This window comes from Streptomyces sp. SolWspMP-5a-2, assembly GCF_900091845.1.
Classification (GTDB): domain Bacteria; phylum Actinomycetota; class Actinomycetes; order Streptomycetales; family Streptomycetaceae; genus Streptomyces; species Streptomyces doudnae.
The window spans coordinates 25,358-42,962 of sequence record NZ_FMCI01000244.1 but is presented as its reverse complement, the minus strand read 5'-3'; the positions used below and the strand labels follow the sequence as shown (position 1 = coordinate 42,962).

Here is a 17,605-nt window from a genome sequence, read left to right as displayed (position 1 = left end):
CGGCGGCCTCGGACTGCCCGCGGACGACGACGTGCTGCTCGACGTGCCCGACGACCGGCTCGGCCCCGCCCTGGTCGCCGCCGCGCGCGGCGAGCACGGCCCGGCGTCCGCCCTGCTCGGCGCCACCCGCCGCGGCACCGACTGGGAGCACCGGGACGGCTGGGTACGGCGCCTCGCCGCCTTCGCCCGCTCCCGCGACGAGTGGTTCCTGCGCTGGTCGGCCACCGCCCCGCACGACCCCGACCTGCTGACCGTCCGCGCCCAGCTCGCCGTCGACCGGGCCTGGCCCTCACCGGCCAGGGCGGAGCTGCTGCGCGAGGTGAGCCCGCTGATCACGGCCGCCGCCCGCGGCGACGACCGGGACCCGGTGCCGTGGCGCGTCGCCCTGGACCACGCCCGCGGTTCGGGCGCCGGGCACAAGTACTTCGAGGAGCTGTGGGAGGCGGCCGTGCGCCGCGCCCCGCACCACTACGGCTGCCACGTGGCCGCCCTGCGCTACCTCGGCACCGCCTATCACGGCTCCCACACCGCGTGCCTGGACTTCGCCGAGCGCGCCGCCCAGGACGCGCCCGCCGCCTCCCTCGTCCAGGCGCTCCCGCTGCACGCGGTCCTCGCCTACCTCACCGACGACTGCGGCCCCGAACTCCCCCGCCGCAGGCTGGACGAGGCGGCCGACCGGGCGATCGCGCTCTCCGCGCGCTTCCCCGAGGCCGACCCGGGACCCGCCGCGCTGCGCAACCAGCTGATGCTGGTCCTGGTGCGCCTCGGCCGCTGGCGCGACGCCTTCGCACAGGCCCGGCTGATCGGCCCGTACGCCACCTCGTACCCGTGGGAACAGCTCTCGGACGACCCGCTGGGACTCTTCCTGCGGACCCGCGACGAGGTCCGCGCGGCCTGGCTCACGCCCCCTCCTGGTCCGCCACGGAGCGAGCGCGGCCGACACGGGCACCCCGGCGAGCATTAGGCTTCTGCGCCGTGACCACCCACCGGCTCCCGCTCTTCCCCCTGAACTCGGCGCTGTTCCCGGGCTTGGTGCTTCCGCTCAACGTCTTCGAGGAGCGCTATCGCGCCATGATGCGCGATCTGCTGAAGACGCCCGAGGACGAACCGCGCCGGTTCGTCGTCGTGGCGATCCGCGACGGCCACGAGGTGGCCCCCAGCGCCCCCGGCATGCCCGACCCGACCGCGCCGGTCGATCACGGCCCCGCCGCCGGGTTCGGCGCCGACCCCGCCGCGTCGTTCCACACCGTGGGCTGCGTGGCGGACGCGGCGACGATCCGGGAGCGCGAGGACGGCACCTTCGAGGTGCTGGCGACCGGCACCACCCGGGTGCGGCTGCTCTCCGTCGACGCCTCCGGACCGTTCCTGACCGCCGAGGTCGAGGAGCTGACCGAGGAGCCGGGCGACGAGGCGGGCGCCCTGGCCGAGGGGGTCCTGCGGGCCTTCCGGCAGTACCAGAAGCGCCTCGCGGGCGCCCGGGAGCGCTCGCTGGCCGCGGGCACCGAGCTGCCGGACGAGCCGTCCGTGGTCTCCTACCTGGTCGCGGCCGCCATGATGCTCGACACCCCGACCAAGCAGCGCCTGCTGCAGACCCCGGACACCGCCTCCCGGCTCCGCGACGAACTGGAGCTGCTCCGTTCCGAGACGGCGATCATCCGCAACCTGCCGTCCCTGCCCGCGTCGGACCTGACGCGCGGCAGGACCAGCCTGAACTGAGACCCGATGGCGAAGAAGTCCAAGAAGCAGCAGACCGGCGGCACGCCCGCGACGGTCGCCCTGACCGCCGCGGGCGTGCCGTACACGCTGCACGCCTACGAGCACGACCCCGCGCACCCCTCGTACGGCGAGGAGGCGGCCGAGGCGATGGGGGTCTCCCCCGAGCGGGTCTTCAAGACGCTCGTCGCGGACGTGGACGGCGCGCTGACGGTGGCGGTGGTCCCGGTGGCGGGCCAGCTCGACCTGAAGGCGCTGGCCGCCGCGGTCGGCGGGAAGCGGGCCGCGATGGCGGACCCGGCGCTCGCCGAACGCACCACCGGGTACGTGCGGGGCGGGATCTCGCCGCTGGGCCAGCGCAGGGCCCTGCCGACGGTCCTGGACGCCTCGGCCGCCGCCCACGCCACGATCTGCGTCTCGGCGGGCCGCCGCGGCCTGGAGGTCGAGCTGTCCCCGGCCGACCTGGCCACCCTCACGACGGCCGTCCTGGCCCCGGTCGGCAGGGTCTGACACCCGGCCCGGGGACCGGGCCCGCACGGTCGCCGACCACGCCCGGCGCCGCCGCCGGCCCTAGGTCAGCGGCGCCCCGTACGGGTCCTTCGGGTAGGGGCCGTGCTCCTGGTAGGGGTCGGGGTCACGGGGTCCGAAGAGCGCGGTCAGGCCGAGGTGCACCAGCAGCGCGGCGAGCGGCGCGGCCAGCAGCGCGCCCATGGTGCCCAGCTTCAGCGGCGCCGAGAAGGTGACGCCCTTGCCGACGGCCTTCGCGTGGGCGATCACGTCCTGGTCCGGACCGAGCCAGATCCCGAGCCGCCAGGCCAGCAGACCGGCCAGGAGCGCCCCGGCGCCGAGCCCGACCACCAGCGGCACCCCGCCGCGCCGACGCGCCAGGAACACCGCGAGACCGCACACCGCGCCGTAGGCGAGCCCCAGCAGGGTGAACGTTCCGTCGACGCCGATGGCCTGCTCGCCCTCGCTGTCCTGGAGGTAGACCACCCAGCTCTTGCCCGACACCTCGCCGACCAGCGGCACGTGCGGCGCCAGCCACCACCACAGCAGCCCGAGCAGCACCCCGCCGACCGTGGTCGCGACCAGCGCGACGACGCCCTCGACGATCTCGGCGCGCGTGCCGGGCCCGTCCTGCCCGTACCCCCCGTACACCGCGGGGTGCGAGCCGTGGGCCTCCGGCCCGGGGGCCTGGGCCTCCTGCCCGGCGGCCGGAAGCTGCCACCCGTCGTGCGGGGGCTGTTCGTGCGGAGGAGGAGTCAACGGTGCGGTCACCCTGACATCGTGCCAGGCCCGGCTGTGCCGCGCGTCACCGGACGGCGGCCCGGCGGTAGGCCCAGGTGGCGACGGCGAGCGAGACGACCCCGACGGCGCCGCAGACGGCCAGGTCACCGAGGACGAAGGCCCAGTCGGGGTGCGGTCCGAAGGTGCGCGCGAACGCCTCGACGCCGTACGTCGACGGCAGCAGGTCGCGGGCGAAGCGCACCGCCCCGGGCATCCGGTCGGCGGGCAGCACGCCCAGCAGCAGCGCCGCGGACATGCCCAACTGACCGAGCAGGGTGGCCAGTTCGGGCCGGGGCGCGAGCAGCCCGAGGGCCGCGCCGAGCCCGGCGAGGGCGGCACCGGCCAGCGGGATCACCGCGACGAGCACCCACAGGTGCGTCATCGGCAGCCCGAACAGCACGCTGCCGAAGACCGCCGTCACCACCGTCCCCGGCACCGTGAACGAGGCGTAGGCGCCCGCCGCCCCGAGCACCACCGCGGCCGGCGGCACCGGCAGCGTCGCGTAGTGGTCGAGGCCGCCGCTGGCGCGGAGCTGGCCGAAGTACTGGGCGAGCAGGTTCAGCGCGACGAACGCGACGACCAGCACCGAGGAGCCCGCGACGACGGCCTCGGCCTCGCCGCCGCCGTCGACCACCCCGCGCATCAGGATCATGATGCCGACGGACTGGAAGGTCGCCACGAACAGCAGCGGGATCCGCGCGACCCGGGCCCGCGAGAGCTGGGCCCGGTAGACGGCGGCCATGGACGGCCACAGGCGCGCCCTGGGCCCCAGCTCGGCCGCGCCCGGGGGCGCGTCCTCCACGGCCAGGGCACCGCCCGGCAGGACATCGGCGGATACGACACTCACGTCGCGCTGCTCCCCTTCTGTCGCGGGACTCTTCCGGCAGTGGCCCTGTCCTGTACGGACGCGGCGGCCCGTGTGCTCACGCCTTCACCAGCCCCTGCCGCACCGCGCCGCCCAGCGCCAGGTACACGTCCTCCAGGCTGGGGGTGGCGAGGGTGAAGTCGTCCAGGGCGGCGAAGGCGCTGCCGCCGGTCACGGTCGCGACGACCGCGCGGGCCTCGTCGGGCCCGAGCCGCAGCGTCCAGCGGCGGCCCGACTCGACGGCGCGCTCCTGGAGCGCGGCGACCTCCGGGACGTGCAGCGGCGCCTTCTCCCGCCACACCAGGTCGACCCGGACCTCCCCGGCCACCTGCTCCTTGAGGCCGCCGGGGGTGTCGCAGGCGATGACCCGGCCCTGGTCGAGGACGGCGACCCGGTCGAGGACGGTCTCGGCCTCGATGACGTTGTGGGTGACGAGCAGCACGGTGGTGCCGCGTTCGGCGCGACGGCGGTCGACGGCGGCCCAGACCGCCCGCCTGGCCACCGGGTCCATGCCGGTGGTCGGCTCGTCGAGGATCAGCAGCGGCCGCTCCCCCACCAGCGCCGAGGCGACGCAGGCGAGCCGCCGCTGACCGCCGGAGAGCTTCTTCAGCGGGCGTGCGGCGAGCGCGGTGAGGCCGAGTTCGTCGAGGACGGCGTCCCGTTCGGCCCGCGCGGAGCGGGCGTCGAGGCCGCGCAGCCGCCCGGTGGTCTCGGCGGCGAGGGAGACCGTCAGCTCGTCGAGGGCGGTCGACTCCTGGCCGAGGAAGGCGAGGATGCGGGAGGCGCGCTCGGGGTGGCGGACGATGTCGTGGCCGAGGATCTCGACGTCCCCGGAGTCCGGCCGCATCAGGCCGGTGATCTGCCGCACCAGGGTGGACTTGCCCGCCCCGTTGGGCCCGAGCAGCCCGAAGATCTCACCGCGCCCGATCTCCAGCCGCACGTCGTCGGTGGCCCGGACCGGCGGGGTGCCGGGGGTACCGCGCCGGGCGCGCACGGCGGGATAGGTCTTGGTCAGTCCGCGCACCGCGCACACGACATCGCCCCCGTGCCGAAGTGCCTGTGCCGCGCGCGTACTCACAAGGGACGAGGGTACGGGGTCCGGCGGCCGGGGCCGCTCCCGGGTCGGTCCCGCCGGTCGCCGTCTCACTCCCCCGCGGGCGAGTGCTCCGCCGCCGTCCGCACGTCGATCTCGCGCCAGAACCCGGCCCGGATGGCGTAGCGGTCGTGCTCGTCGATCTGGTCGTCCTTGTGCGCGAGCAGGCCGAACCTGGCGGCGTAGCGCAGCAGTTCGCCGTCGACCCGGTGCGGGACCCGCGGGTACATGCCGCTGAGCTTCTGCAGGTGGCTCTGGTCGCCGAGGCGTCCCATCCAGCGCCGGGCGAAGACCTGTCCGACCTCGAAGGGGTCACCGCCGACCGTGGTGATGTCCTCCTCGCGGTCCGCCCAGCGCTGTTCGGCGGTGGTCAGCTGGGCGAGGGTCGGCATGGAGGCCGCGTCCGGCGGCTCCGAGACGGGCCGGTCGACCCACCCTTTGTCGGAGGACCAGCGCAGGGTCGCGTTCGGCGGGTGCGGGGCGGGCTGGCTGCCGGGTCCGCGCAGGGCGGCCAGGTCCTTGGGGGTCGGCACGCCCTTGGGCGCCGGGACCCGCTCCTGGGGGCCGGTTCCGGCGGGGGCGGCGGCCTGGGCGTGCTCGGTGTCCTCGGCGGGCCGCTGCTCGGGGGCGGCGGGCGGCCCGGACTCGGGCAGCGGCGCGGAGAGGATCGCGGCGATCTCGGGGCGCGGCACCGGCGGCGGCGCGCAGATCCCGCCGATCTCCTTGGCGCGGACGGCCCGGGTGATCCAGGCGCGGTCCAGGACGCGCCGCTCGTCGGCCTCGGCGACCAGGTCCTCGGACTGGTTGTAGTCCCCGTCGGCGGCCTGGACGGCCCACAGGTGGACGGCGACGCCGTGCTCCTTGGCGGCCATCATCCCCGGCAGCAGGTCGCCGTCGCCGGTCACCAGGACGATGTCGGAGCAGGCGCGGTTGCGGGCCAGCTCGGTCAGCTCGGCGTGCATCGCGGCGTCCACGCCCTTCTGCGCCCACCGCCCGTCACTGCGGGTCAGGGCGCCGAGCCGGACGGTGACCCGGGGCATCACGCGCAGTCGGCGGTGCTCGGGCTGCGGGACGCGGTCGGGGGCGCCGTCGAACCAGTAGATGCGCAACAGCGGGCGCTCGGTGTCGGACTCGGCGCGCTCGCGCAGGCCCTGGATGAGGGCGGCGTGGTCGACGGTGATGCGTGAGCGCGAGGGTTCTCCGGCGAGGAGGCTCGCGGCGGCGCCCAGCAGATACCCGGCGTCCACCAGGACGATGCAGCGGTCCACGCGGTCCACCCTCTTTCCGGGAGGTTGCTTCGGGCTTGTCTTCGAGTCTGCCCGACCGCGCGGAGGTTAACGGCCCGAACTCGATCTTCGGCGTGGCGTTTCCGGCCGACACGCTCCGACCGCCCCTGTCACAGACGGTAATTATCCGAAATGCGTTCTCCGTCAGCCTATGTGAATCTGATCCCGGACCTGGCCCCTAGTCCCCCGCGGGAGGCAGATCACCATGGCCAAGAACAAGAAGCAGGACCGCAAGCAGCCGCAGTCCGAGCGCGGCCGGGAGCACGCGCAGGAGTCCTCCATGGAGGCGCGGGCGGAGCAGCGCATCAGCCAGGCGACCCCGGCGGACATGGCCCGCAAGGGCAAGCAGAAGCGCTTCGGCCACAACTGACCTCCGCGCGCGGGCCCGTTCACCGGTCCGCGGGCGAAACCGCTCCGGACCGACGCGAGGGGCGCACCCGTGACGGGTGCGCCCCTCGCGTCGGTCGCGGGCCGGTCAGCCGGCCAGGCAGGCCGGTCCGAGCAGCACCTTCAGGTCGCCGAAGAGCGCGGGGTCGGGCTTGACCCGGTGCCGGTCGAGGCGCAGCACGGTGGTCTTGGTGGGCCCCTGGAGCCGGATCCGGACCTCGCTGTCGCCCCGGTGGTGGGTGAGGATCTCGCCGAGACGGCTGATCATCGGCGGGGTGACGCGGGTGGCCGGGATGGTGAGGATCACGGGCGCGTTGGTGCCCGCGTTGGACAGGTCGGGGACCTGGAGCTCCATCGCGACCAGGCGCGGCACGTCCTCCCGCTTGTCGAGCCTGCCCTTGACGAACACCACGGCGTCCTCGACGAGTTGGGTCGAGACGAGCTGGTAGGTGGCGGGGAAGAACATGCACTCGATGGAACCGGCGAGGTCCTCGACGGTGGCGATCGCCCAGGCGTTGCCCTGCTTGGTCATCTTGCGCTGGAGGCCCGAGATGATGCCGCCGATGGTGACCACCGCGCCGTCCGCGTGCTCACCGCCGGTGAGCTGGGAGATGCCGGCGTCGGCCTTGTCGGACAGCACGTGCTCCAGGCCGAACAGCGGGTGGTCGGAGACGTAGAGGCCGAGCATCTCCCGCTCCTGCGCGAGGAGATAGGTCTTCTCCCACTCGTCGTCGGTGAAGACGACGTCGAGGCCGAAGCCGGGCTCGTCGTTCTGCTCCTCGCCCATGCCGCCGAAGAGGTCGAACTGCCCCTCGGCCTCCTTGCGCTTGACCGCGACCACGTTGTCGATCATCGGCTCGTACTGGGCGGTGAGCCCCTTGCGGGTGTGCCCCATCGAGTCGAAGGCACCGGCCTTGATGAGCGACTCCGTGGTGCGCTTGTTGCAGGCGACGGCCTCGACCTTGTCGAGGTAGTCGGGGAACGAGCCGTACTTCCCCTTGGCCTTGCGGCTGCGGATGATCGACTCGACCACGTTCGTACCGACGTTGCGGACGGCGGAGAGGCCGAAGAGGATCACGTCGTCGCCCTGGGCCGCGAAGTTCGACATCGACTCGTTGACGTTCGGCGGGAGCACCTTGATGCCCATGCGGCGGCACTCGTTGAGGTAGATCGCCGACTTGTCCTTGTCGTCCTTGACGGACGTCAGCAGACCGGCCATGTACTCGGCCGGGTAGTTCGCCTTGAGGTAGGCGGTCCAGTAGGAGACCAGTCCGTAGGCGGCCGAGTGCGCCTTGTTGAAGGCGTATCCGGCGAACGGCACCAGCACGTCCCACAGGGCCTGGATCGCCTCGTCGCTGAAGCCCTTCTTCTGGGCGCCCGCCTGGAACAGCACGAAGTTCTTGGCGAGTTCGTCGGGCTTCTTCTTGCCCATCACGCGGCGCAGGATGTCGGCCTCGCCGAGCGAGTAGCCCGCGATGATCTGCGCGGCCTTCTGCACCTGCTCCTGGTAGACGATCAGGCCGTAGGTGACGGCCAGGACCTCCTCCAGGGGCTCCTCCAGCTCCTTGTGGATCGGGGTGATCTCCTGGAGCTTGTTCTTGCGCAGCGCGTAGTTGGTGTGCGAGTCCATGCCCATCGGGCCGGGACGGTAGAGCGCGGAGACGGCGGAGATGTCTTCGAAGTTGTCGGGCTTCATCAGGCGCAGCAGGGAGCGCATGGGGCCGCCGTCGAACTGGAAGACGCCCAGGGTGTCGCCGCGCTGGAGCAGTTCGAAGGTCTTGGGGTCGTCGAGCGGCAGGGCGAGCAGGTCGAGGTCGATGCCCTTGTTGGACTTCACCATCTTGACGGCGTCGTCCATGATCGTGAGGTTGCGCAGGCCCAGGAAGTCCATCTTGAGCAGGCCGAGCGACTCGCACTGCGGGTAGTCCCACTGCGTGATGGTGACGCCGTCGGTGTGGCGGACCCAGATCGGGGCGTGGTCGACGATGGGCTCGCTGGACATGATGACGCCGGCGGCGTGGACGCCCATCTGCCGGACGAGGCCCTCGACGCCCTTGGCGGTGTCGATGACCTTCTTGACGTCCGGCTCGTTCTCGTACATCGCGCGGATCTCGCCCGCCTCGCTGTAGCGGGGGTGCGAGGAGTCGGTGATGCCGTTGAGGTCGATGCCCTTGCCGAGGACGTCGGCGGGCATCGCCTTGGTGAGCCGGTCGCCCATGGCGTACGGGTAGCCCAGCACGCGCGCGGAGTCCTTGATCGCGTTCTTGGCCTTGATCTTGCCGTAGGTGCCGATCATGGCGACCTTGTCGGCGCCGTACTTCTCCGTCACGTACCGGATCACCTCGACGCGCCTGCGCTCGTCGAAGTCGATGTCGACGTCGGGCATGGAGACGCGCTCGGGGTTGAGGAACCGCTCGAAGATCAGGCCGTGCGGGATCGGGTCGAGGTCGGTGATGCCCATGGCGTAGGCGACGATCGAACCGGCGGCCGAGCCGCGCCCCGGGCCCACCGCGATGCCGTTCTTCTTGGCCCACATGATGAAGTCGGCGACGACGAGGAAGTAGCCGGGGAACCCCATCTGGATGATGACGTCCATCTCGTACTCGGCCTGCTTCTGCCGGTCGTCGGGGACGCCGCCGGGGAAGCGGCGCTCCATGCCGCGGCGGACCTCCTCCTGGAACCAGGTGACCTCGGTGAAGCCGTCCGGGATGTCGAACTTCGGCATCAGGTTCTTGGCCTCGAACATCCCGCTGGTGTCGACCTGTTCGGCGACCAGGAGGGTGTTGCGGCAGCCTTCCTGCCAGGCGTCCGAGGAGTCGACGGCGTACATCTCGTCCGTGGACTTCAGGTAGTAGCCGGTGCCGTCGAAGCGGAAGCGGTCGGGGTCGGAGAGGTTCTTGCCGGTCTGGATGCAGAGCAGGGCGTCGTGCGCGGTCGCCTCGTGCGCGTACGTGTAGTGCGAGTCGTTCGTCACCAGGGGCGGGATGCCGAGCTTCTTGCCGATCTCCAGGAGGCCGTCGCGGACCCGGTGCTCGATCTCGATGCCGTGGTCCATCAGCTCCAGGAAGTACCGGTCCTTGCCGAAGATGTCCTGGTACTCGGCGGCCGACTTCAGGGCCTCGTCGAACTGGCCGAGGCGCAGCCGGGTCTGCAGCTCGCCCGAGGGGCAGCCGGTGGAGGCGATGAGCCCCTCGGACCACTGGGAGATGGTCTCCTTGTCCATCCGGGGCCACTTCTGGAGCCAGCCCTCGGCGTACGCGTCCGAGGAGAGCCGGAAGAGGTTGTGCAGGCCCGTCGCGTTCGCGGCCCAGATCGTCTTGTGCGTGTACCCGCCGGAGCCGGAGACGTCGTCGCGCTTCTGGTGCGGCTGGCCCCACTGGATCTTGCGCTTGTTGCGCCGCGACTCGGGCGCCACGTAGGCCTCGATCCCGATGATCGGCGTGACCCCGGCCTTCTTCGCGGTGTGGAAGAAGTCGTACGCCCCGTGCAGGTTGCCGTGGTCGGACATGGCGATGTGCGTCATGCCCATCTCGTTGCAGGCGTCGAACATGTCCTTCAGCCGCGCGGCACCGTCCAGCAGCGAGTACTGGGTGTGGACGTGCAGGTGCGTGAACGGCGGCTTCGACACGGTGCGGCCTCCAGGGGAAACGGTCGGCGACGGGACTGCGGAAGGTCCGGGGGACAACGTCGAAGTCTATGCCTCGCCACTGACACTCCTGCGGCTTCCCCACGTACCTTCACCACGGGAGCCGCGGGCACTTCCGCGGCCTCCCGGCCGTTGGACGCGGCAGAAGCGCCGTCGTTCAGACCCTGCACCAGGAGGCACCCCGCGATGTCGGTCACCCCGCTCGACGACGAGCAGCGCGGCGAGGAGATCCTCGCCGTCTTCGACACCGCCTTCGGCGAGCTCCTGGCCGCCGACCCGGCCGCGTTCCGCGTGAAGTTCCGCAAGATGGCGGCCTCCGCGTTCGCGTTCTACCGGGGCACGGCGTGCCTCTTCTACCACGACCTGGAGGCGGAGCGGCGGGGCGGCCCCTTCCTGGACGAGCGGACCTCGCGGGTGTGGATCCACGGCGATCTGCACGCGGAGAACTTCGGCACGTACATGGACTCCAACGGCCGTCTGGTCTTCAACGTCAACGACTTCGACGAGGCGTACGTCGGCCCCTTCACCTGGGACCTGAAGCGCTTCGCCGCCTCGATCGCGCTGGTCGGCTACGCGAAGGCGCTCAGCGACGACCAGATCACCGAGCTGGTCGAGGTGTACGCGGGCGCGTACCGCGAGCGGATCCACGCGCTGGCCACCGGCGCCAAGAGCGACGAGGTGCCGCCCTTCACCCTGGACACCGCACAGGGCCCGCTCCTCGACGCGCTGCGCGACGCCCGCTCGCTGACCCGCTTCTCGCTGCTGGAGTCGATGACGGAGATCCGCGACTTCGAGCGCCGCTTCGCGCCCGGCGGCGGCTCCGTCGAGCTGGACGCGGCCACCCGCTACAAGGTCCTCGCCGCCTTCGACGGCTATCTGGAGACCCTGCCGGACACCTCCCTGGCCCGCCCCGACTCCTACCGGGTCAAGGACGTGGTCGGGCGGCGCGGCATCGGCATCGGGTCGGCCGGGCTGCCGTCGTACAACATCCTCCTGGAGGGGTCGAGCGACGCCCTGGAGAACGACGTGGTGATCTACATCAAGCAGGCGCAGACCCCGGCCGTCTCCCGGCACCTCACCGACCGCCGCGTGCGGGACTACTTCCAGCACGAGGGCCACCGCACGGTGATCTCCCAGCGCGCCCTCCAGGCGCACGCCGACCCCTGGCTCGGCTGGACGGAGCTGGGCGGCGCGGGGCAGCTCGTCGCCGAGGTGTCGCCGTACGCGGTCGACCTGGACTGGGGCGACATCGACGACCCGGAGGAGATCGCCACGGTCGTCGCCGACCTCGGCCGGGCCACCGCCGCCATGCACGCGGCGGCCGACGACCAGTCCGGCGAGTCCCTGGTGCCGTTCTCCACCGAGCGGGCCATCGACGCGGCGATCGCCGCCGACGAGGACGGCTTCCCCGACCTGATGACCGACTTCGCACACGCCTACGGCGCCCGCGCGCGGGCCGACCACCAGATCTTCGTCGACCTGTTCCGCAACGGCCGGATCCCGGGTCTGTGACGGTCCGGATGCTCACAGGGACCCTTTAGGGGTCCCTTACAGCACCACGTGACACACTCTCCACGCTATGGACATGTCCGGGACCCCGATACGAGCCGTCCGCGCGGCGCTGTTCACGGCACTCGTCGTGACCCTCAGCAGCGCGTCGCACGTGCTGCTGTCGCGGGTCCCGCTGCCGCTGAACACGGTGGCCGCCGTCGCGGTCGCCGTCTTCGCGGTCGCCTTCGCGCTGGCGGGCCGCGAGCGCGGCTTCGCCCGGATCGCCGGGCTGCTGATCCCCCTGGAGCTGGCCGCCGACACGGTCTTCACCACCGGCCAGCACGTCTGCTACGGGCGTGCGGGCGGCCCGGTCGCCGGACCGCTGCGCTCCGTCGGCTTCGACGTGCTGTGCGGCAGCCGCGCCGAGGTCGGCACCCCGCTGGCCCGGGTCACCGGCGCCGGACCCGACCGGCTCGCCGCGCTGCTGGCGCACGCCGACCCGGCCGCGCCCTGGCTGCTGCTGGGCGCGCACATCGCGGTCGGGCTGCTGGCCGCGGCCTGGCTGCGGCGCGGTGAGCGGGCGCTCGGCCAGGTGCTGCGGGCGGTCGCCGTGACGACGTTCCGGCCGCTGCTGCTCGCGGTGGCCTCGGTGACCGTCCGCCCGGCCCGCTCCCTCGCCCGGCCCCGGCGGGCCGCGCACCGCGTGACGGCGGCCCGCGTCCGCCTGTTCGCGCACTCCCTGGGACGGCGTGGACCGCCGTGCTCCCCCTCGTTCGCCTGAAGAACGGCGATGTTCGCCTGAACAGCAGTGACGTTCACTCGAACCGCACAGACGTTCCCTCGAACAGCACCGGGCACGACCCCTCCCCCGCACGTATCCCGCGCGCAGCGGCGCGCGTCCCCCTTGGAGATCACAGACATGAGCAAGCGGAACAGCCAGACGGCGAAGACGGCGGCCCGTGAGCGGCTGCGCCTGGAGCGCGAGCGCCAGGCCAAGCGCGCCAGGGTCAAGCGCCAGGCCGTGGTGGCGGGCGCGGTCGTCGCCGTCCTCGCGGCGGCCGGCGGCATAGGTTACGCGGTCGTCCAGGCGAACAAGCCGTCGCACTGGGAGGCCGTCAAGGACGAGAAGGTCGTCGCCCCGGCCAACACCACCGGCAAGGACGGCACGACCGTCGTCATCGGCAAGGCGAGCGCCAAGAAGACCCTGAAGGTCTACGAGGACCCGCGCTGCCCGATCTGCGCCCAGTTCGAGCAGACCGTCGGCTCGACCCTGGACAAGGACGTCGAGGACGGCAAGTTCAAGATGCAGTTCGTCGGCGGCACCTTCCTGGACGGCGACTCGCTCGGCAAGGGCCAGATAGGTTCGCGCGGCGAGGGCTCCAAGAGCGCGATGGCCGCCCTGGGCGCCGCGCTGAACGTGAGCGACACCGCGTTCCTGGAGTACAAGACCGCGCTCTACTCGAAGAAGTTCCACCCGGACGAGTCCACGGACAAGTTCAAGGACGCCGACTACCTGATCAAGGTGGCGCAGACGGTGCCCACCCTGAAGGACAACGCCACGTTCCAGAACGCGGTGAAGAAGGGCACCTACGACGCCTGGGCGCTCGCCATGTCGAAGACGTTCGACACCAACAAGGACGGCGTGACCGGCACCCCGAGCTTCGTGATGGACGGCAAGAAGCTCTCCGCGGACAGCAGCGGCAACCCGCCGATGACGGTCGAGCAGTTCACCACCGCGATCGACGCGGCCCTCAAGGGCTGACGGCGGACACGGTCCGGGCCTCGAGGGCGGATCCGGCAGGCGCGCGGAAGCCGGTCCCCGGCGTCCCGCGGCCGAAGAGCGGGCGAACTTTCGACGGTTCGCCCGCTCCGGACCGTACCGGTCAGTAACCTGATCGGTCGTGACCAGCCGACACAGCTCACCCGCGCGCACCACCCCGCCCGCCGAGGGCACCGCACCGCAGTTCCCCGGCCGCCGCGCCGTCGTCAGGGCGGCGGCCGCCACCGCCGTCCTGGCCGCGCCGCTCGCCGCCGCCCTGCCCGCCCGCGCCGCAGCGACCGGGGCGCCCCGGTTCCTGCACGGCGTCGCCTCGGGCGACCCGCTGCCCGACGGGATCCTGCTGTGGACCCGGGTCACCCCGACCGCCGAGGCCGTGCCCGGCTCGGGGCTCGGCCCCGACACCGAGGTGAGCTGGGTCGTCGCCACCGACAGGGCTTTGACGAACGTCGTCGCGCGGGGGTCCCTGACCACCGGCGCGGCCCGCGACCACACCGTCAAGGCCGACATCCGCGGCCTCGCCCCGGCCACCGACCACTGGTTCCGCTTCACCGCGGACGGCGCCGACTCCCCCGTCGGCCGCACCCGCACCGCGCCCGCCGCCGACGCCACCGTGCCCGGCCTGCGCTTCGGCGTGGTCTCCTGCGCCAACTGGGAGGCGGGCCACTTCTCCGCCTACCGCCACCTCGCGGCCCGCGGCGACCTGGACGGCTGGCTCCACCTGGGCGACTACCTCTACGAGTACGCCACGGGCGAGTACGGCACCCGCGGCACCGTCGTCCGAGCGCACGAACCGGCGCACGAGATCCTCACGCTCGCCGACTACCGCGCCCGGCACGGCCGCCACAAGACCGACCCCGATCTCCGGGCCCTGCACGCGGCCGCGCCGGTCGTGGCGATCTGGGACGACCACGAGTTCGCCGACAACGCCTGGTCGGGCGGCGCGGTCAACCACACCGAGGGGGCCGAGGGCGCCTGGACCGACCGTCAGGCGGCGGCCAAGCAGGCGTACTTCGAGTGGATGCCGGTCCGCCCGGCGGTCGAGGGCACCACCTACCGGCGCCTGCGCTTCGGCAGGCTGGCCGAGCTGTCCCTGCTCGACCTGCGCTCCTTCCGCTCCCAGCAGGCGGGCACCGGCTCGGGCGCGGTCGACGACCCGGAGCGCACCATCACCGGGCGGGTCCAGCTCGACTGGCTGAAGGCCGGGCTCGCCCGCTCCGACTCCACCTGGCGGCTGGTCGGCAACTCGGTGATGATCTCGCCGTTCGCCGTCGGCTCGCTCACCGCCGACCTGCTGGGCCCGCTCGCGCGGCTGCTCGGACTGCCCCGCGAGGGACTCGCCGTCAACACCGACCAGTGGGACGGCTACACCGACGACCGGCGCGAACTCCTCGCCCACCTGCGGACCCACGCCATCGGCAACACCGTCTTCCTCACCGGGGACATCCACATGGCGTGGGCCAACGACGTCCCGGTGGACGCGGGCACGTACCCGCTCTCCCCGTCGGCGGCGACCGAGTTCGTCGTCACCTCGATGACCTCGGACAACCTCGACGACATCGTGCGGGTCCCCGAGGGGACCGTCTCCGCGCTGGCCGCGCCGGTCATCCGGGCCGCCAACCGGCATGTGCACTGGGTCGACACGGACCGGCACGGCTACGGCGTCCTGGACATCACCGCGGCCCGCGCGCAGATGGACTACTACGTGCTCTCCGACCGCACGGACCCCGACGCCACCTCGGCCTGGGCCCGCTCGTACCGCACCCGCAGCGGCACCCAGCGGGTGGAGCGGACGTACGACCCGGTCTAGGGGCCGGGGCAGGAACCGGCCGACCGGCTCAGAGGGAGTCGAGGAAGCCGAGCGCCACCCGCCAGGTGGCCTCGGCGGCCTCCGCGTCGTGGTCGGGCAGGTCGGGGTCGGTGTAGAGGTGACCGGCGCCGGGGTAGCGGTACACCTCGACGTCGGCGCCCGTGCGGCCCATCTGGAGGTACCAGGCGCTCAGCCAGTCGTCGGTCTCGAACGCGTCCGGCTCGGCCACGTGGAGCTGGACCGCGAGGTCCGGCGCGGAGGCGTTCGGCGCGATGTCCGAGGTGCCGTGCAGGAGCAGCAGACCGCGCGCCTTCTCGTCGCCCAGGGCGAGGGTCTGCGCCACGGACGCGCCGAGCGAGAACCCGGCGTACACCAGGCCGCGTCCCGAGTACGGCGCGGCGGCCAGGACGGCCCGCTTCAGCAGCTCCTCGCGGCCGATGCCGTCGTTGAACTCCATGCCCTCCTCGACGGTCGTGAAGGTGCGGCCGTCGAACAGGTCGGGGGTCCACACCTCGTGCCCGGCCGCGCGCAGCCGGTCGGCGGCCTGCCGCACCGCGGGCCGCAGTCCGTAGATCGAGTGGAAGAGCATGATGTCCATGACCCCATCGTGCCAGCCACCACTGACAACGCCCCGGCCGGCCGACCAAGGCGACCACAGCGACCACGGCGACCACCGACAACGCCCGTGACCCGCACCCCGCACCCCGCACCCGGCACCCGGCACCCGGCACCCGGCACCACCGTGACCCGCGCCACCTGACCCGCGTCGTCGCGCGCACGTTCCCCGACCGCGTCCGAAGTCACATGTTCATCGGCCCCCGGGTCCGGTTAGGTTCCCTGCCATGGAGAACGTACTCCGACCACTGATCGTCATCGGTGGCTCCGTCGTGCTGACCCTGCTCATCGGCTGGGCCACCGACCTGCTGCTGCGCAAGGCCGACGCCCGCCACGGCGAGACCCCGCTGTGGGGTCTGCTGCGACGGGCCCGCGTCCCCTACCAACTCGTGCTGTGCACGGCCCTGCTGAGAGGGTCGTACGACCTGGCACGGCTGGTGCAGGGGCACCGGGTGGCCGTCGGCCGTACCCTCTCGCTGATCCTGATCGGCTCGGCCGCCTGGCTGGTGGTGCGGATCGCGGCAGCCGTCGTGGAGACGTCGTACAGCCGCTACGCGCGCGCCCACCATGACGCGGCCCGGGTCCGCCGGGTGCGCACCCAGGTCTCGCTGATCATGCGGGTGGTGACGGCCATAGTCGGTGTGGTCGCGATCGCCGCGATGCTGCTGACGTTCCCGGAGATGCGCGCGGCCGGCGCCTCGCTGCTGGCCTCCGCCGGTGTCCTCGGCATCGTCGCCGGTGTCGCCGCGCAGTCCACCCTGAGCAACCTCTTCGCGGGCCTGCAGATCGCCTTCGGCGACATGGTGCGGCTCGGCGACACCGTGGTGGTGGACGGCGAGTGGGGCACCGTCGAGGAGATCACGCTGACCTTCCTGACCGTGCGCACCTGGGACGAGCGCCGCATCACCATGCCGGTGTCGTACTTCACGTCGAAGCCGTTCGAGAACTGGTCGCGCGGCAGCGCCCAGATGACCGGGATCGTCTACTGGCACCTGGACCACTCGGCGCCCCTCGACCTGATGCGCGAGCGGCTCAAGGACATCCTGCGCGGCTGCGCCGCCTGGGACGGACGGCAGTGCGGCATCGTCGTCACGGACTCGACGCCCAACACCATGCAGGTCAGGGCCCTGGTCACGGCGAAGGACGCGGACGACATCTGGACGGTGCGGGTCACGGTCCGCGAGCAGATGCTGCGCTGGCTGACCGACCACCACCCGTACGCCCTCCCCCGGGTCAACACGGCCGAGTCGGTGCTGCCCCCGGCGGACCACCCCCCGGTCCCGCAGCAGGACCCCCCGCACCACCGCACCCGCGAGCCGATCCGCCCGTCCACCTTGAACTGATCCGCCGGTACACCCTGGGCCGATCCGCCCGTCCACCTTGAACTGATCCGCCGGTACACCCTGGGCCGATCCGCCCGTCCACCTTGAACTGATCCACCGGTACACCCTGGGCCGGTCCGCCCGTCCGCCTCGGGTCGGCCCGCCCGGCCACCCTGAACTGATCCGCCCATCGCCCCTGACCTGCGATCCGCCCGTCCGCCCCGGACCGACCCGCCGCACCGGGTGGGAGCCGTTCTCCGCGGCCCCACCCGGGCGCCGGTCACGCCCCGGCAATCCGGCGGCGGGCGGGGCG

Annotated in this window: 15 protein-coding genes; 9 read left to right on the top strand and 6 right to left on the bottom strand. The window is 72.6% G+C overall.

The window, feature by feature from the left end:
* The 3 genes from GA0115242_RS24155 to ybaK form a co-directional block, all read left to right on the top strand.
* Nucleotides 1-964: hypothetical protein (locus GA0115242_RS24155; RefSeq protein ID WP_093831872.1), on the top strand; the 964-nt coding region annotated here is incomplete at its 5' end.
* Nucleotides 965-975: 11 nt separating this feature from the next.
* Nucleotides 976-1,716 (top strand): LON peptidase substrate-binding domain-containing protein, encoded by a 741-nt coding sequence (locus GA0115242_RS24150; protein WP_093831870.1) that lies wholly within the window; start codon nt 976-978, stop codon nt 1,714-1,716.
* A gap of 6 nt (nt 1,717-1,722) precedes the next feature.
* Nucleotides 1,723-2,223: a Cys-tRNA(Pro) deacylase gene (gene ybaK, locus GA0115242_RS24145; protein ID WP_093831868.1), complete on the top strand. Its 501-nt coding sequence runs from the start codon at nt 1,723-1,725 to the stop codon at nt 2,221-2,223.
* A gap of 60 nt (nt 2,224-2,283) precedes the next feature.
* Here ybaK and GA0115242_RS24140 read toward each other — a convergent pair whose 3' ends face one another.
* The 4 genes from GA0115242_RS24140 to GA0115242_RS24125 form a co-directional block, all read right to left on the bottom strand.
* Nucleotides 2,284-2,991, bottom strand: a complete 708-nt coding sequence (locus tag GA0115242_RS24140) for an AAA family ATPase (protein ID WP_093831866.1) — start codon at nt 2,989-2,991, stop codon at nt 2,284-2,286.
* 34 nt (nt 2,992-3,025) lie between these two features.
* On the bottom strand, nt 3,026-3,847 hold the full coding sequence (locus GA0115242_RS24135) for an ABC transporter permease (protein WP_093831864.1): 822 nt from the start codon (nt 3,845-3,847) through the stop codon (nt 3,026-3,028).
* 76 nt (nt 3,848-3,923) lie between these two features.
* Nucleotides 3,924-4,898 (bottom strand): ABC transporter ATP-binding protein, encoded by a 975-nt coding sequence (locus tag GA0115242_RS24130; RefSeq protein WP_093831862.1) that lies wholly within the window; start codon nt 4,896-4,898, stop codon nt 3,924-3,926.
* A gap of 110 nt (nt 4,899-5,008) precedes the next feature.
* Nucleotides 5,009-6,226, bottom strand: a complete 1,218-nt coding sequence (locus GA0115242_RS24125; protein WP_093831876.1) for an NYN domain-containing protein — start codon at nt 6,224-6,226, stop codon at nt 5,009-5,011.
* Between the two features lie 223 nt (nt 6,227-6,449).
* Between GA0115242_RS24125 and GA0115242_RS40870 the strand changes: the two genes are divergently transcribed.
* Nucleotides 6,450-6,614, top strand: coding sequence for a hypothetical protein (locus tag GA0115242_RS40870; RefSeq protein WP_093831860.1), 165 nt, complete (start codon nt 6,450-6,452; stop codon nt 6,612-6,614).
* A 105-nt stretch (nt 6,615-6,719) separates the two neighbouring features.
* Here GA0115242_RS40870 and dnaE read toward each other — a convergent pair whose 3' ends face one another.
* Nucleotides 6,720-10,259 (bottom strand): DNA polymerase III subunit alpha, encoded by a 3,540-nt coding sequence (gene dnaE, locus GA0115242_RS24115; RefSeq protein WP_093831858.1) that lies wholly within the window; start codon nt 10,257-10,259, stop codon nt 6,720-6,722.
* 204 nt (nt 10,260-10,463) lie between these two features.
* Here dnaE and GA0115242_RS24110 point away from each other — a divergent pair, with 204 nt between their 5' ends.
* From GA0115242_RS24110 to GA0115242_RS24095, 4 genes are all read left to right on the top strand, one after another.
* The gene (locus GA0115242_RS24110; protein WP_093831856.1) at nt 10,464-11,789 is read left to right on the top strand and encodes a DUF2252 domain-containing protein; all 1,326 of its coding nucleotides are present in this window, start codon (nt 10,464-10,466) and stop codon (nt 11,787-11,789) included.
* A 67-nt stretch (nt 11,790-11,856) separates the two neighbouring features.
* Nucleotides 11,857-12,549 carry a hypothetical protein gene (locus tag GA0115242_RS24105; RefSeq protein ID WP_093831854.1) on the top strand — a complete coding sequence of 231 codons (693 nt, stop codon included), beginning with the start codon at nt 11,857-11,859 and terminating at the stop codon, nt 12,547-12,549.
* A gap of 138 nt (nt 12,550-12,687) precedes the next feature.
* Nucleotides 12,688-13,530 carry a thioredoxin domain-containing protein gene (locus GA0115242_RS24100; RefSeq protein WP_093831852.1) on the top strand — a complete coding sequence of 281 codons (843 nt, stop codon included), beginning with the start codon at nt 12,688-12,690 and terminating at the stop codon, nt 13,528-13,530.
* A 139-nt stretch (nt 13,531-13,669) separates the two neighbouring features.
* Entirely contained in the window at nt 13,670-15,355 is a 1,686-nt protein-coding gene (locus GA0115242_RS24095; protein WP_093831850.1) for an alkaline phosphatase D family protein, read from the top strand.
* A gap of 28 nt (nt 15,356-15,383) precedes the next feature.
* Here GA0115242_RS24095 and GA0115242_RS24090 read toward each other — a convergent pair whose 3' ends face one another.
* Complete coding sequence (locus GA0115242_RS24090; RefSeq protein ID WP_093831848.1) at nt 15,384-15,953, bottom strand: dienelactone hydrolase family protein; 570 nt, start codon at nt 15,951-15,953, stop codon at nt 15,384-15,386.
* Nucleotides 15,954-16,197: 244 nt separating this feature from the next.
* On the opposite strand from GA0115242_RS24090, the gene GA0115242_RS24085 reads away from it, so the two are divergent.
* The gene (locus GA0115242_RS24085) at nt 16,198-17,313 is read left to right on the top strand and encodes a mechanosensitive ion channel family protein (RefSeq protein ID WP_093831846.1); all 1,116 of its coding nucleotides are present in this window, start codon (nt 16,198-16,200) and stop codon (nt 17,311-17,313) included.
* Nucleotides 17,314-17,605 lie beyond the last annotated feature (292 nt).